We start from the raw sequence: 16,159 nt of genomic DNA, 5'->3' as shown, positions 1-16,159 counted from the left end.
GGAAGGGTACTCCGCCCCGGCAGCTTACTTGGTCGCGCCGGTCCCGATGGTCACCTGCTCGCCGTCGGTGAGACCATGCTGCCCTTCCACGACGATCTGCGCGCCCTCAGTCAGACCGCGGACCTCGACCCACTGGCCGTCCTCTGACTCCAGTCCGGTGACAACCTGGTGCTCGACGGCCTTGCCGTTCTCGACGGTGAAGACGCGGGCCTGGTCCTCGCGCGTCCCCTCGGCGGTGTCGCGCAGCAGCGCATCCTTGGGGACCAGCAGCGCGTCGGCGTGTTGCTCGACCTGGATGCGCCCGCGGGCGAACATCTCGGGGCGCAGCAAGCCGCGCTTGTTGTCAATGCTGATGCGGATGGTGAAGGTCCGGCTCTGCTCGGCCCCCGCCGGATAGACGACGGCGACGCGGCCCTGGAACGGCGTAGCGGATAGCTTGTTGATCGTCACTTCGACGGGCTGGCCGACGCGGATGGAGGCCAACTCGCGGGCGGGCACGGCCGGCTCGAAGCCGACGGAGTTGAGCGCCACTACGCGCAGGATCGGAGCGCCGGGGGAGACGACCTGGCCCGGCTCGGCGGTGCGCGAGGCGATCTGGCCGGACAGGGGTGAGCGGATGAAGGCGTCGGCGAGGGCTTTGCGGGAGATGGCGGCGGAGCTTTGCGCCTGGTGCAGGGCGGCGCGGGCAGCCTGCACGTCGGCCGCACGCACGTCAATCTGAGCCATGCCGGCCTTGGCCGACTCGAGGTCGGCCGCCCGCACGTCGTCCATCGCCGCCGCAGCCTTGGCTTGCCGCAAGCGTTCCTCGGCCTGGCGGACGGCCTGCTCGGCCTGGATGACCTCCTGTGACCGCGCGCCCTCCTTGACCAGCGACAGGGCCTCCTGGGCGGCGCGCAGTTGCGCCTGCGTGACCCGCTCGGCGGTCTCGTACTGCTCGAGGGTGGCCTTGGCAGCCGCGCCCTGTGTGGTGAGTCTCCGGTAACGCGCGCTGTCGGCCTGCGCCTTGTCCAGTTGCGCCTGGGCGATGGTCACCTGCTCCTGGGCGCGGCGGATATCCTGGGCCCGGGCGCCCTCGCGGACCTGTGAGAGCTGGGCCTGGGCGCTCTGCAACGCAGCCTGTGCGGCCTCGATGCCCGTGCGGGTGGTGACGCGCTGCTGGGTGTAGGCGGCACTGGCCACCTTGACCCCGCTCTGGGAGGTCACGACCTGCTGGCGGTGTACGGCCTTGGCCTGCTCGAGGCGTGCCTGGGCGGCCTGGACGGCCCCTTCGGCAGCCCGCAACCCCGACCGCTGATCGGCCATGTCCAGCTCCGCCACGACCTGCCCGGCGGCCACCGAATCGCCCTCGCGCACCATGACCCGCGCGAGGCGTCCGCTGACGCGGGAGGACACGGGCACGTCGTCGAGAGCCACGAGTGAGCCCGACACCGCCACCCAGCGGGTCACGACGCCGCGCGTGGACGCCTGCACCTCGACCGGGGTAGCGGTAGTGGTGGCGGCGGCGGTAGGAGCCTGCGCGTGACCGCGGCCGCAGCCGCTCAGCGCCCAGGACGACAGCACCAGCACCACCACGGCCGCGGCCACTGCGAGCCAAGTGTGATTCGTCGCGACTCGTCGCAACATGCGATCTTCCTCCTTGTGCTTCCGGGCCGGCGATCTGTGGCGCCACGTCTGGTGCCGGACGTCGGAGGCGTGGCACAAGCCAAGCGTACCCCGCGCCACCGAGCGCGTGATGGACCGTCGCAGTGACCACCGGCGAACCGAATGAGGGTCAGGGCGCCTGGGGAGCGGTCACATTACCGGGGGTTCAGGCTTCGTACATGGAGGCCAGCACAGCCTGCAACCCTCGCTGAACTTCCGAGACCTCGTCGAACTTCACGAAGGCCACGCCGCTGCCCTGCGGGTCGGTCACTATCAGTAGCCGATCGCCGGGCTCAATGCCGAGACGCTTGCGCGCTTCGGTCGGGATCACAATCTGTCCGCGTCGTCCTACGGTGGCGGCGCCCACAAAGCAGTCGGTCAGGCTGTGCTCGGCCATGGGAGGCAAGCTCCTCTGGACTCGTACATTGCCCACATGTACCCGCCCGCGCGGCCCGGTCTTCGGGCGAGCCAGCGGGGCGGGCCAGGGGTACTGAATCGCTCAGCCCGGCACGACTTCCGTCGTGGGAACAGCGGACGCGTCCCAGGGCCTTCGGGTCCTGGACGCGCGCCGGCCTGTCTCGGGAGGGGCGCAGGCGCGTCGGACATGCCGGGCTGAGCAAGACACTGGCCGGGGGGCAACCCAGGCTCTACGGCGGAAATACGGGTCATACGAAGGCAAGCGATGCGACTACCCGGGACGATGCAAGCAAGTACTTGCATTGATCCTACGAGATCGGGTATGATCTGTCAAGCACTATTCTGTGGACCAGCTCCGGAGGGGCCGTCGTGGTGCCGCTGGCAGGGCCAGGGGGTTGGACACAGGGAACCGAGTGGGCTATAGTGAGTGACCGAGGAGGCACCCCGTGAGACGCGCTGTGACGAACCATCGGCAGGATCCCCAGGTACTGGGCTCGGCGCGGGAGCGGCTGCTGGAGGCCGCCCTGACGGTACTGCACGAGCGCGGGTACCGCGGTGCGACCAGCCGGGAGATTGCGCGCGTCGCGCAGGTCAATGAAGTCACGCTGTTCCGCCTGTTCTCGACGCGGGATGACCTGCTGGCGGCAGCCCTGGTGCAGCGGGCCGAGGCGGACCGAGAGGTCGTGCCCGCCCCGACCGGGGACCTGGAGGCCGACCTGCTGAGCCTGACTAAGTTGGCGGTCGAGTACCTGCGCGGAGGGGATCACCTGCTCATCGGCGTGCTGCCCGAGGTGGCGCGCATGCCCGAGAAGCAGCAGAAGCTGGTGCACCAGGCCTTCGCCGGGCTGCAGCAGGCCCACGCACATCTCTTCGGGCACTACCAGGATACCGGTGAACTGACCATGGAGATGGGGGACAGCATCTGGCTGGCGTTCATGGGCCCGCTACTCACGGCAGCCCTGCGCGCCGAGATCCGCCAGGAGCCTCTCCATGTGGATCCGCGCACACACGTGGACCTGTTCCTGAACGGGTGTGCCGCCCGCCGCAAGCGCTAGACCCTTCCCCAGGCCCCGACGGGCTACCCCGTCCGGTTGCCGTCGCGGCGCAGCCACCGGGCGATCAGACTGATCAGCGCCGCCGCCACGAGTACGCCCCCGGCCCACATGCGCCAGACGGCATTCCACGCCGCGTCCGACCCACGATGTGCCCCCACGCGATCCAGCACCTGGCCCGATAGCCAGCCCGAGCAGGCCGAGCCGACGTAGCCGGAGGCGTCAATGAGGCCGGCGGCGCGGCCGGCGGCTTCGGCGCCGCACAGGTCGGCCGGTAGCGCGCACGCTGTGACGCTCGCGGGAGGCGACGAGACCGCGCCCATGAGGAGCAGCCCGCCGGGGATCGCCGCCGGGGCGCGGCGCGGCAAGCCCGGGAAGACCAGCACCAGCGCGGTCAGCACCAGCAGCGGCGCGACGACTGTGCGGCCCAGGCCCAGCTTACCCGGCACGCGCCGGGAGATCAGCGCGAGCCCCAGGCAGCCCAGGCCGCCCCCCAGGGGCAGCAGGAAAGCGCGGTTGGCGGCCGCCTCGGCGCCCACCCGCCCCACCTCCGCCAGATAGTGCGGCGTCCAGTCCAGCAGGCCGTGATAGCCGAACAGCAGACAGGCCTGGGCGAAGGCCAGGACGCCCAGCGCGAGCCACCGGCCACGACGGCGGGGGTCTGCCGCAGGCTCGGCGGGGTCGGCGGGACAGTCGCCAGGCACGCCATTGGCACCGTTGGCCTCCGCCGGATTGTCCCGCACCCACAGCAGCACGACACCCGCGACGGCAAAGCAGATCCAGGCCGGGCACCAGAAGGCATAGCGCCAGCCGAAGGTCTGGGTGAGCCCGCCGGCCAGGAGCCAACTCAGCCCGCTCCCCAGGACGTACGAGGTGCCGAGAATGCCCGAGGCCGTCTCGCGCAGGCGCGGGGGGAACCAGTTGGCCGCCAGCCGCACCACGGAGGTCCAGCCGAAGGCCTGGAAGTAGCCATTGGCGGCCCACAGGACAGCAAACCAGCCGAAGCGGTTCTGATGCGCAAACAGGAGATTGATGAGGCCCGAGGCGGTCAGGCCCAGGACGATCAGGCGGCGAGGGCTCAACCGGTCGGCCAGATGCCCGTTGATGAACTGACCGCTGCCATAGAATATCTTCAGCAGCGACAGCAGAGAGCCCAGTTGGTGCTTGCTGAGGCCCTGCTGGGCGGCGAGGTCCTTTTGCGCGGCGGCGAGATTCACCCGGCCCAGATAGTGCGTCGCGTAGATCAGCCACAGCAGGGCCAGCGTCACCTTGCGCGCCAGGGAGGCCGACCCGCCGTTGCCGCCCTGCCCGGGGGGGCCGGCCTGTGCCGGCGTGTGGTGCGGCGTCAACTCAGAGTGCGTATCAGACTCCATGCCTGTTCCTCTCAACCAGACGACCCGTCGGCCCCCACTTCCCGCCCGGCCCGACGTGCTCCTGCTTCGCCCCCTGGTGTCCCCGGCAGGGAGGCGGGCCGGGGACCTGCGGAGAAGTACCCGCCGCCGTGGCCTGGCCACCGGCGCAACTCGCCGCAGAGAACTGAATGGGAATGGCTGACTATGCCACAGACACACATCGGAGAGACCGAGCACTTCTGGTACCGGCTAGCGCCGGAGGGCATCTACGTCGACTCGCAGCGTGACAACAGGGCGTTTGCGCACACGGATGATGAGATTCTACTGTCGGAGGACAACAGCCACACCTGGCCTTACCGCCTGGCCTTCCCCGAGGCGCGGAACATCACGTTCAGTTGCCTCCTGGGGAACGGGAATGTGCTGTTCGCCACGGGCGCGGACCTGTACCTGAGCACCGACAACCTGCGGACGTACGAGCGGGTCACGGTGAAGGGCCTCGACGGGTCGGACTATCTGCCCCACACTCCGCAGGACCCGAGCCGCCCCGGCTGGTACTTCCACACCCTCCCCGGCACCAACTCGTGGGACGTGAACGGCACCGAGATCGTGGCGTGGGGGAACTACTGCAACGTCGTGGGCGGCGCGTCGCCGGTGAACATCTACTACTCCACCGATGGCGGGCAGACCGTGAAGCTCGCCTACGCCTTCGGCCAGAACCCCTTCACCCGGGACAACGGCTCGCCGGGCGGCGGCCCCGAGGGCACGCTGCTGGGCAACCCCGACAACCCGGTCCGCTGCCGCCACCTTCACACCGTGGCGTACAACCCGTGGGAGGACGCCTTCTACGCCTGCACGGGGGACGGGGACCGCGACGGGTACTTCGAGTGCCACTGGCTGCGGGGCACATACGACCTGGCGGCCGACCGCTGGGACTGGCAGGTCATCATCTCGGATCATCTGAACTCGCGCTACAAGGCGGGTGGGATCAGCTTCGTGGACGGGATGATGTACTGGATCAGCGACTCCAACGGCCCCGAGCCATACGACCGGGGCGTGTTCTGCTGCGCCCCCGAGGACATCGGCAAGCCGGACAAGCACACGCGGCTGTTCAACCCGGAGGTGGAATCCGGGGCCATGATCGTCCAGGACGGCGTGTTCCTCGCGTCACACTGCGCGCCGGCCTCGCCCATGGACTGCGGCTTCATCGTCTCCCTCGATGGCGGCGAGACGTGGGCCCAGCACGACCTGAAGGAGCTGGGCAAGCGGTCGCCCACGCGCTTCCACGAGAAGAACGGCGAGGGCTGGTTCCGCGTGGACCTGCGGACCGGGTGGGTGGACTTCGGCGAGGCGCTGTTCATCAAGCCGAAGGAGGCCTAAGGCCGGCGCGGCTTCATACGGATAGCGGACTGACGGCGGCGCCCGTCGCGGCCGACTCGTGCGCAGCCAGCGCGACGGCCAGCGACCGGGCGCCGTCTTCCGCGCTGACCAGGGGCTCTTCTTCCCCCCGCACCACCCGGCAGAAGTGCTCGAGTTGGGCCGTCAGCGGATCGAGGGCGGGGACAGCCATGCGGCGCAACGCGAGGTGGTGTTGCCAGCCCCGCAGGTCACCCTCCGGGTAGGACCATAGCTCCATCCGGGGGAAGGCCAGGGAGGCGGCCGTGCCGACGAAGTGGGTGCAGTTCTCGGCGACGTGGAAGTACGAGGGGTTCTCGGCCGTGGTCGCCTCGTACGACCAGGGGGCCGGGGTGGCGTCGGAGGCAAGGATCGTGCCCAGCGCGCCGCTCTCCATGGTCAGGGAGAGGCTCAAGGTGTCCTCGACCGCCAGGCCACGGGCGGCCGAGCTGGTCTGCGCGTAGACGCTGGCGACCTCGCCGCAGATGAAGCGCAGACTGTCCAGGTCGTGAATCAGGTTGATGAGCAGCGGGCCGCCGCCGGGACGCTCGCGGCGCCAGGCGACGCGGAAGTACTCCTCCGGCTTGAGCAGCGTCCACAGGGCTGAGAAGCCCAGCAGCCTCCCCAGGGCGCCGCCGCGCACGAGGTCGCGCGCCTGCTGCACGAGCGGGTTGTGGCGGCGATGGTGGCCGACCAGCACGCGGATGCCCCCGTCCCGCGCCGCCGCGATGAGGCACTGCGCCTGGGCGAGCGTGTCCGCGATGGGCTTCTCGACCAGGATATGCACGCCCCGCGCCGCGCAGGCCACAGCCACCGGCGTATGCTGGGCGTTGGGGGTGGCGATGATCGCGCCGTCAGGTCGCTCCCGGTCGAGGAGTTCCTCCACACTGGAGTAGAACGGCACCCCGAGGTCATCGGCAGCCGACTGGCGGGCCGGGTCGGTGTCGCACAGACCCACCAGCACGCACGCCGCGTTCGCCCGCACCAGGGCCGCGTGCCTGGCGCCGATCAGCCCGGCCCCCATGACTGCCAACCTGACGCGTGCCATGTCGTTCCTCGCTCCGTCTGTGCCGACGCTCCCCCTGACTTCCCCTGCCAAAGTCACACGCCCTCCTTCCGTCCTCGCGCCGGGGTGACATCCCGCAGGCGACCTGTCCTTTCCCGTAGGGCAGGCGGCCTCGCCTGCCCGGCCCCCGTCACGCGCGGGCGAGGCCGCCCCCGTCACGCGCGGGCGAGGCCGCCCGCGCTACTGGAGCAGGAAGCGTACTCCCGGGTATGACGTTGGAGCCCTGTGGTCGGCCCCCGCGAGGAGGAGGCGGCAGCGCCGAGAGTGAACCGTCAGCCTGACGGACGTCAGGTTCCGCAGAGGTGACACCATGGTTGGCTGCAACGCCACGACGCCGACGGTTGCCGCAACGCTGTTTGTCCTGGCCCTGCTGAGCACTGCCGCGGCCGCGAAGCCCGACGACAGGGGCGCCGGCGGGAAGTCGAGCGAGGCCCGCGTCGTCGCTCGGAACGACTTCACCGTGAGCCCCTCGCTGACACCGCCAGCCATCATGCAGCGGCGCTTCTGGAACATGCTGCCCTACTGGTCGCCGGAGGGGAAGCAGAACCAAATGATGGCCAAGCACGTGCTGCCCGAGCCCATGGTCCGCGACGCAGCGCGGTGCTACTACCAGGGCGACCTGAAGACCGAGGGGGCCGATCCCCTGGCGGTCAGCGCCGATCGCCTGCTCAAGCTGACCATAGACCCCCGTCTGCCCTTCGTCGTCTATACCTCGGCCGGGCGCCCGCCGTTCCGCTGCCTGGATGACTTCCATGTGGACAACCGGGCCTACCTGGAGTGGAAGCGGGCGCACCCTAACTTCCTGGGCTTCTGGACCGGGGTGGAGTGGGACAACGAGTATGTCGGCCCGCTCGGGGACCCCAAGCGAGGACTGGAGTCGGCGCGCAAGCATGGCTGCTCGGAGACGGCAGTCAGCCGAGCGCAGGCGCTCTTCGAGCGCGCCGCGGCGTCCCGCGCGGGGGCGGTGCAGGGCCTGCAGGAGTGCGCGGAGGCCTTGCGCCGGTACTACTTCGACGACCCCGAGAAGATGATCTACCTGCGCGGCGGCTGGTGCTTCGATCACTACGCGCTGGAGTACGGCGGCAGCATGGCGATCTCGGAGACGACCAACACCGGCCCCTACCGGCACCAGGTGTCGCTGTTCAGCGTGCGCGGGGCGGCGCGGCAATATGGGCGGCCCTGGCAGTGGTACATCGCCACCTACTACAACGGCTGTGACAAGGACGGGAAAGCGACCGTCAACAATGAGCCGAACTACGCATACGCGGTGCGGACCACGGCGGCCGGGCAGGGCGAGAACGCAGGGCCAGGTTATGGCATGTCGGCCTCGCTCAGCCGCCGCGACAAGTACCTGGCCTACCTGTCGGGCGCGAGCCTCATGCAGCACGAGGACTGGCCCCGCGCGTACTGCCAGCCCGCCGAGGGGAAGACCGACGAGTGGGTGCTCTCGCCCCACGGCGAGGCGATGAAGGAATGGTATGACTTCACGCAGCGCTATCCGGAGCGGGGCATCAGCTATGCCCCCGTGGCGCTGCTGATGCCCTTCGACCAGGGCCTGCCGCAATGGGGCGGGGCGCCGTGGTCGCACTTCCAGGTCGAGCGGCCCGACATGATGCTCGATGCGTTCCTTAACACGCTCGCGCCCCACTCGCAGGATGTGCGCAAGGGGCTGGAGGGGGCGCTCACCAACAGCGAGTTCGGCGACATCTATGACCTCGTGACCCCGAACCCGCCCAGCGGCCCGATGGCCCTGGCGAAGCTGATGAACTACAAGGTCGCCATCGCAGTGGGCGGGCTGGCCGTGGACGAGGCGCTGGCCGCGCGGCTGATGGAGTACGTCCGGCAGGGCGGCTCGCTGGTCATCAACGCCCGGCAGATCGGGAACCACCTGCCTGCCGCGTTCCTCGGCGCGCAGCCCACGGGGAAGACGTCGTCGGTGGAGGGGCGCGTCGTGGCCGTGTCAGGCGGCGGCACGAGGCTGACGGTGCCATACGACTACGAGCAGGTGGAGCTGAGCGGGGCTGAGCCGCTGTGGCGCGACGAGCAGGGCGGCGTCCTGGCCTGTTTGAACCGCTTCGGCGCCGGCCGCGTGGTGCTGACCACTGTGGACTACATGCTGCCCCGGGAGCGCGTGGACGCCGCGAAGGCGACGCCCATGCCCCTGGTGGAGTTGCTGCTGGGGCAGATCGTCCGCGAGGTGCTGCCACTCGAGGTCCGCGGCGACATTGAGTACGGCCTGAGCAAAGTGCCCGATGGCTGGTGGGTCTACCTCATCAACAACAAGGGCGTGACGAAGTACACAATGACGCCCGAGGAGCTGGACCCGGCGGCCACGGCCACGGTGACGGTGAAGCTGCGGTCGTTGCGGGCCAGTTCGGTCCGGGAGCTGCGGGCGGACAAGGCGCTGACGGTGGACAAGGCCCCGAACGCCTTCAGCCTGCAGGTCGGCCCCGGCGACATCCGCATCGTTCACATCGTCACCACGGCCGCGGGGCAGGAGTAGCACGCGCGTTGCAGCCATGTCAGACCCTCTGAGGTGATCGGCGATGCAGGCGTTTCTGTCGGTGCTGCTTGGCGGCGTGGTGCTCTCCGGCTGTCTGCTGGCTTGCTCGTCCCCGACCCGGGCCGCCACGTACTATGTGTCGGACCGGGGCTCGGATGATGCTGACGGCCTGGCGCCGGAGCGGGCCTGGCAGTCGCTGGCGCACGTGAGCAAGGCGCCCCTGCAGCCCGGGGACACGGTGCTGTTCCGGCGCGGCGGGCTCTGGCGCGGCTCACTGCGCCCCCGCAGTGGCGCGGAGGGCGCGCCGGTCACGTACGGCGCCTATGGCCAGGGCCCCAAGCCGCTCTTCCTGGGCTCGGTGTCGCGCAATGACCCGGCCGACTGGCGGCAGGAGGCAGGGGGCTGCTGGTCCACCGGGGGCGCCATGCCGGAGCCCCAGGAAGCCCTACCCCCGGTGGACGCGGTCGAGCGGGCGATGAAGTGGGGGCTGCACACCGAGGGCGGCGCGCAGGCGACGCGGGTGGCCGTCGAGGGGGCCGAGTCGCCGGCCGCCTGCCGCATCGAGTGCGCGGCGAGCGGCAAGAGCGGCAACCAGATCCAGCTCATCACCACCGGGCTCAGGATCGAGGAAGGCCGCACGTACCGGCTGCGGATGAGTGGGCGCTGTACCCAGCCGGTCGTGCTGCGGCTGCCGTCGCTGATGAGCACGGAGGCGCCGTGGACGGGGTTCTCGACCGGCCCCGCCCTGCGCGTGCGCCGGATGGGCCCCGAGACGACCACCTGCACGCAGTACTATACGGCGGCGAAGACCACCGACAGGGCTCGCCTGACGCTCTACCTCGGCGGCGCTCTGCCGGCCGGGGCGACGCTGGAGATTGACCGCGTCAGCTTCGCCGAGTGCCCGGCCGGGGAGGTGCCGAACGACGGGGTGCTGCCCGTGGATGTCGGCAACATCATCTTCGGGAATGAGCAGTCGTGCGGGGTGAAGGTCTGGACGCGGGAGGACCTCAAGACCCAGGGGCAGTACTGGTACGACCGGGAGTTCCGCAAGCTCTACCTGGTGTCCGCGACCAACCCCGCGCTCTTCTACAAGCAGATCGAGTGCGCCCTGACCGGCCACATTGTGAACCAGGGCGGGACGTCGTGGGTGATCTACGAGAACCTGGCGCTCAAGTACGGCGCGGCGCACGGGTTTGGGGGCGGGGGCACACACCATCTCATCATCCGCGACTGCGACATCGCGTGGATCGGCGGGGCGGACCAGTATGGCGACGGCACCCGCACGGTCCGGTTCGGGAACGGCATCGAGTTCTGGGGCAGCGCGCATGACAACCTGGTCGAACGCTGCCGACTCTGGGAGATCTACGACGCCGCGCTGACCAACCAGAACGGCGGGGCTGTCGTCCAGGAGTACAACCTCACGTACCGCAACAACATCATCTGGAACAGCGAGTACAGCTTCGAGTACTGGAACCGTCCGGAGGCCTCGGAGACGTACAACATCCGCTTCGTCAACAACACGTGTCTGAATGCGGGCCATGGCTGGGGTCACGCCCAGCGCCCCAACCCGAGTGGGCGACACCTGTGCTTCTACACCAGCCCCGCGCAGGCGCATGACATCCTGATCGCTAACAATATCTTCGATGAGGCGACCAAGAACGCGTTCTACGCGCCCACCTGGAGCGCCGAGGCGGTGGCGGCGCTGCAGATGGACCACAACCTGTGGCGCCAGCGGGACGGCGTGATGATCTCGATCTGCGGCCGCTCGTACACGCAGGCCGACTTCGGCAAGTACCAGGCGGAACTGTCCAAGGAGCCGCACTCGCTAACCGGCGACCCGCGCCTGGTGGCGCCCGAGCAGGGCGACTATCGCCTGGCCCCCGGGTCGCCGTGCCTCAACGCCGGGATGGACGTGGGGCTGACGGGGGACTTCGCCGGAACCGCGGTGCCGCAGGGGGCCGCGCCGGACCTCGGGGCGTACGAGGCCAGGTAGTGTGATGGGGCGGCCGTCGTCGGCAACCGCGGGGCACCTGCCGCGGTCGTGAAGCCGTACAGGGAGGACTCGCCATGCGTCGGAATGCCGTGTCGTTGTGTGTTGCACTGTTGTGTGTCGTGCTCGGGGCCGCCGGGGCCCAGGGGCAGACGGTCGAGCGGATCGAGAAGCTGCGCGACATGTGCCTGGAGACGCGGCTGGTGGCCGACGGCAAGCCCGCGGCCCTGATCGTCACCCCGCAAGCCCTGGAGCCGCAGGCGAAGGCGCTGCAGGCCGACGTCGCTCGCGTCCTGGGGGTGACGCTGCCGCTGCGCCTCGACACCGCCCTGACCGAGGACGACTTGCGGCAGCAGCACTGCCTGGCCCTGGGCAACTGCAATGACAACGCGCTGCTGGGGCGGCTGTACGCGATGCGGATGGACTTCACCGATAGCATCTACCCCGGCGTCGCCAAGCCCAACACCGGCTTTGACCTCGACGACGACCACAATGGCCTGCCGGACGGCTGGTCCATCACGCTGCATGACGAGACGACTCACAGCCGCGCCCTGGACACCGAGGTGTTCCGCAGCGCGCCGCAGAGCGTGCGCCTGGAGGGGAGGACGGCCGAGGGCGGGGCGCGGGCGGCGTTGCATTGCTCCGTCCCGCTGGCGCCGGGCAAGTACGAGCTGTCGGTATGGTACCGGCTACAGCCCGGCGAGAAGGGCCGGGGGACCCTGGTCACCTACTACTGCGACGCGGCCGGCAAGCTGCTACCGGGTTCGGGGTCGGCTGTGGAGCTGCCGGCAGCCTCGGATTGGGCTCTGGGCAAGCTGCCCTTCGAGGTCCCCGCGCAGGCCGCCTCGGCCACGTGCCTGCTGTACCTGCACGGGCCCGGCAAGGTCTGGTATGACGACCCGGCCCTGACCGCCGCGGGCAGCACCGAGAACCTCCTGGGCGTCGGGCATCCGGGTGCGGTCGTGCGCACCGTCCACAACCCCTTCGGGTATGGGCGCAATGTCATCGTCCTGGGCGCCAGTGAGGCGGCGGGGCTGAAGCTGGCGCTGCGCCTGTTCGGCGAGGCGCTCCAGGGCCCGACGCTGCCCCGGCTGGCGATCATCAAGGCCGGGGACAGCGCGCTGGCGGCCGGCATCGTGCCCGGGCTCGGCCCCGATGAGGCGGCGCGGCAGAAGATGGCCGAGACTGCCCGCGGGCAGATCGCCACCAACGCCTTCGTCACGGTCCGCGGGGTGCTCAACACCACGCGCAGCTACGCCCGCAACTACGTGCTGACGGGCAGTGAGAACTGGGCGCTACTGGTCCGCGACATCTGGCGGGTTGCGATGGCAGAGCCGGACCCCAAGAACAACGCCCACGGCCCGATGGAGTGGATCTTCCAGGCGATGGAGGGCTGGGACCTCGTCGAGGAGTCGCCCTCGCTGACCGACCAGGACCGGCTCGACATCACCAACCATCTGCTGAAGATCGGCGTGCGCAACGAGCAGGCGTACGGCCGCAGCGTGCAGAGCGTGAACCGCACCATCGCCGACGGCCACCAGCTCGACCAGGCGTTGTGCCTGTACATGCACGGGTTCTACTTCGACAAGTACTACCACATCAACGGCCACTGGAAGACGATGGCGCTGCCGCTGATCAAGCTGGCGGAGGCGACGCCGCGCGTGCACGACTCGTGCGGCTATGGCCCCATCATCGCCACCGACTTCATCACCGGCGAGTACTCGCTGAAGACCGGCGACATGGAGTTCTTCCAGAACGGCAACTGCCGCCAGCAGGCGCGGTGGAGCATGATGTGCGTGGACAACCTGGGGGCCGGTTGCCCCTTCGGCGATGACGGGGCGTGGCGGGCCGGCATCCCGCGCGAGCTGTTCGCCCGGGCGAACTGGTACACCCGCGACGACACGCTCAAGTGGTTCCTGAAGGACAACCCGCCGCTGATCGGCGGCTTCGCTAACGATCGGCCGGCGCAGAAGCCCACTGACCTGATGGGTGTCGCCGTCTTCCCGCTGCACGAGAATCTCTACAAGGTGGCCTCCACCACCACCCGCGACGCCGGCAGCACGCAGTGGAAGCCCGAGTACTGCCCGCCGCAGAAGGCGTTCGACAAGCTCAGCTTCCGCACGGACTTCGGCGAGCAGAACCAGTACATGCTCGTGGACGGCATCGGCGAGATGAGCCACGGGCACCGCGACGGGGCCTCGATCCTGCGCTTCACCGACAATGGGCGGTTGTTCCTGACCGAGGGGCACTACATCGAGACGACGCCCCGGCAGCACAACATGGTGCTGGTGTCGCGCGACGGGCAGCAGTGGTCGCCCCCGCCGCTGGCCAGCCTGGAGCACCGGGCCGACCTGCCGCACACGGGCCTGGCGCAGGTGCTGACCTCGGCCTACAACGGCGCCGACTGGCGGCGGAACATCCTGTGGGTCAAGGAGGGCTTCTTCGTCGTCTTCGACGAACTGCAGGCGCGCGAAGCCGGAGACTACGACCTCGAGTGCCTGTGGCGCAGCCTCGGCCGCGTGAGCCTGTCGTCTGCCCGCTTCACGGTGGATCAGGCCGGGCAGGACTTCAGCATCGAGGGCACCGACGGCGCGGCCTGCGTCGTGCGTGAGCAGTGGGAGGGGCAGGGGAGCAACTACTACGCCAGCTACCCGTACTCCAACGATGGGCTGGTCAAGGTCCTGCGCCAGCACCGGCGCCTGCCGCTGCAGGCCGGTCAGCGCGCGATGTTCAGCAACCTGCTGCACACGCACGAGGGTGCGGCGTCGACGCTCAAGGCCGAGCGCGTGGCCGACAACGCCATGCTCATCAGCGGCGCGAGCGGCAAGTGGCTGGCCGGGGTGGGCCGGATTGACCTGCCCGGCGTCCTGCGCACCGATGCCGCTTTGTGGCTCGTCGCCGACAGTGGCCTGGTGTCGGTGGCAGACGCGACGGAGTTGGTGATCGGCGGTAAGGCGCAGAAGCTGCCGCAGCCGTCGGCGGAGCTGCAGGTGGCCGGCGCGAAGGCCGCGCTGGCGCAGGTGAGGGCCCGTCCCATCGCTCCGGCGCCCCGTATGCCGGAGCAGGCCCCGGAGGTGAAGCCGCTGTGGCAGGTGGCGCTTCCGGCCGAGCCGCGGCCGCTGAGCAGCGTTGTGGACATCCGCGTGGCCAGCGAGCCGGCGCCACTGCCCGCCAGCACCTGGGACCCCAGCTACAAGACTGATCTGCAGTCCCTGGCGCGAAGCTGGAACACGATCGTGCTGTGGCCTGAAGACCAGGCGCCGACGATCACGCTGGACCTGGGCCAGCCGCGCGACATCTCGCGCGTGGGCCTGCGCGTCATGTGGACCAACAACAGCGCGCGCGGGATACGCTATCGGCTGGCCTCGGCGGTCGTGACGGCAGCCGAGTCGGTGGGCGGCCCATGCCGGGAAGTCGCCAGCTTCACCGAGACCGGCGACCACCCCATCCCGTCCTACCCCGAGTATGTGAAGGACACCCCCGGCCTGCGGGCGCGCTATGTGCGCGTCAAGGCGACGCCGCAGCCGGGCGCGGGCCTGTTCCTGCAGGGGATCAGGCTCTGGGGACCGACCGATGCCGGCGACCGGCGCGACGGTCGCGTGCGACCCTACGGCACGAGCGTCATCACGGCCCTGGCCGCGGGCGATCTGGATGGCAAGGCCGGCGATGAGATCGTGTACGGCACAGCCGGCGGGCGCGTGGCCGCGGTGGCCGAGGGCAAGGAGCGGTGGACGGTCGAGAGCGGGGCGCGCGTCAACTGCCTGGCCATCGGCAACGTGACCGGCGACGCGCGGCCGGAGGTCCTGATCGGCAACAACGGCCAGCAACTGCAGTGCTACGACACGGCCGGCAAGCTGCTATGGAAGCAGGAGTTCCCGTTCTTCTGGAACCGCGACGGCAATGTCGTGTGGGTCGCGGTGGCGGACCTGAACGCCGACGGGGCCAACGAGATTGCGATGGCCGGCGAGAACTGGCACTACTACGCGCTCGACGGCGAGGGCAAGACCCTGTGGAAGTTCAACGTGCCGCACTCGCCGGTTGAGGGCGCGCTGGGAGACGTGAACGGCGACGGGAAGCTCGAGATCGTCGCGACGGACGAGTACTACAACGGGCGCGTGTTGGGCTCGGACGGCAAGGTGCTGTACAACGTCGCCATCACGCAGCCGTACATGACGGCGGCGCTGGCGGCGGACCTGAACGGCGACGCCAAGGCGGAGGCAGTCATCGGCGGGGAGGACATGCAGGCCCATGTCTGCGATGGGGCGGGCAAGGTCGTCTTCACCGCCAACGTGGGCAGCATCGTGACCGACCTGCAGGCCGTGCCCGCCACAGGCGGCAGCCGCCTGCTGGTGGCCTCGGACGGCCTGTCGCAGAACCTGTCGTGCTACGGCGCGACGGGGGAGCCGCTGTGGCGGCTGGACCTGCCCGGCTCGCCCCGGCAACTGGCGGTATGCGGCGACAGCATCGCCGCGGCTTGCGATGACGGCGTGCTGCGGCTGGTCGGGCCCACCGGGAAGCTCCTGGGCCTGGCGCGCTTCGCCGACCCGGTGGAGGTCGCGATCCCGGCGACGACGCCGACGGGCAAGCAGGTGACGGTGTGTGCCAGCGGAGCGCTGCTGACGGCGGTGCCGGCGCCCTGAAGACGCCCGACAGGAGTGTCGGGCGTACCTGGCGATGGGCTGGCACTCGCGTGCACAAGTTCGCGCACCTACGGAGACAGGTCGTGGGTGGCGCGTCGTGTGCGCC

9 protein-coding genes are annotated in these 16,159 nt (G+C 69.8%); 5 read left to right on the top strand and 4 right to left on the bottom strand.

Features of this window, described 5'->3' with window-relative positions; genetic code table 11:
* Window positions 1–24: 24 nt before the first annotated feature.
* Entirely contained in the window at window positions 25–1,623 is a 1,599-nt protein-coding gene (locus tag LLH23_00165) for an efflux RND transporter periplasmic adaptor subunit (GenBank protein MCE5236888.1), read from the bottom strand.
* Window positions 1,624–1,807: 184 nt separating this feature from the next.
* Window positions 1,808–2,038 carry an AbrB/MazE/SpoVT family DNA-binding domain-containing protein gene (locus LLH23_00160; GenBank protein MCE5236887.1) on the bottom strand — a complete coding sequence of 77 codons (231 nt, stop codon included), beginning with the start codon at window positions 2,036–2,038 and terminating at the stop codon, window positions 1,808–1,810.
* 466 nt (window positions 2,039–2,504) lie between these two features.
* On the opposite strand from LLH23_00160, the gene LLH23_00155 reads away from it, so the two are divergent.
* Entirely contained in the window at window positions 2,505–3,113 is a 609-nt protein-coding gene (locus tag LLH23_00155; GenBank protein ID MCE5236886.1) for a TetR/AcrR family transcriptional regulator, read from the top strand.
* Between the two features lie 23 nt (window positions 3,114–3,136).
* Here LLH23_00155 and LLH23_00150 read toward each other — a convergent pair whose 3' ends face one another.
* Window positions 3,137–4,483, bottom strand: a complete 1,347-nt coding sequence (locus tag LLH23_00150) for an MFS transporter (protein ID MCE5236885.1) — start codon at window positions 4,481–4,483, stop codon at window positions 3,137–3,139.
* A 183-nt stretch (window positions 4,484–4,666) separates the two neighbouring features.
* Here LLH23_00150 and LLH23_00145 point away from each other — a divergent pair, with 183 nt between their 5' ends.
* Window positions 4,667–5,839: a hypothetical protein gene (locus tag LLH23_00145; GenBank protein MCE5236884.1), complete on the top strand. Its 1,173-nt coding sequence runs from the start codon at window positions 4,667–4,669 to the stop codon at window positions 5,837–5,839.
* 13 nt (window positions 5,840–5,852) lie between these two features.
* On the opposite strand, the gene LLH23_00140 is transcribed toward LLH23_00145, so the two are convergent.
* Window positions 5,853–6,902, bottom strand: coding sequence for a Gfo/Idh/MocA family oxidoreductase (locus tag LLH23_00140; protein ID MCE5236883.1), 1,050 nt, complete (start codon window positions 6,900–6,902; stop codon window positions 5,853–5,855).
* Between the two features lie 328 nt (window positions 6,903–7,230).
* Here LLH23_00140 and LLH23_00135 point away from each other — a divergent pair, with 328 nt between their 5' ends.
* The 3 genes from LLH23_00135 to LLH23_00125 all read left to right on the top strand — a co-directional run bounded on the left by LLH23_00135 (window position 7,231) and on the right by LLH23_00125 (window position 16,053).
* Window positions 7,231–9,423, top strand: coding sequence for a hypothetical protein (locus tag LLH23_00135; GenBank protein MCE5236882.1), 2,193 nt, complete (start codon window positions 7,231–7,233; stop codon window positions 9,421–9,423).
* 43 nt (window positions 9,424–9,466) lie between these two features.
* On the top strand, window positions 9,467–11,416 hold the full coding sequence (locus tag LLH23_00130) for a hypothetical protein (protein MCE5236881.1): 1,950 nt from the start codon (window positions 9,467–9,469) through the stop codon (window positions 11,414–11,416).
* A gap of 74 nt (window positions 11,417–11,490) precedes the next feature.
* On the top strand, window positions 11,491–16,053 hold the full coding sequence (locus tag LLH23_00125; GenBank protein ID MCE5236880.1) for a VCBS repeat-containing protein: 4,563 nt from the start codon (window positions 11,491–11,493) through the stop codon (window positions 16,051–16,053).
* The last annotated feature ends 106 nt before the right edge of the window (window positions 16,054–16,159 follow it).

The sequence above is a fragment of the bacterium genome, from assembly GCA_021372615.1.
In the GTDB taxonomy this organism is placed as follows: Bacteria; Armatimonadota; Zipacnadia; order Zipacnadales; family UBA11051; genus JAJFUB01.
The sequence above is the reverse complement of the archived record's forward strand: the minus strand, read 5'-3'. Positions and strand labels throughout refer to the sequence as shown.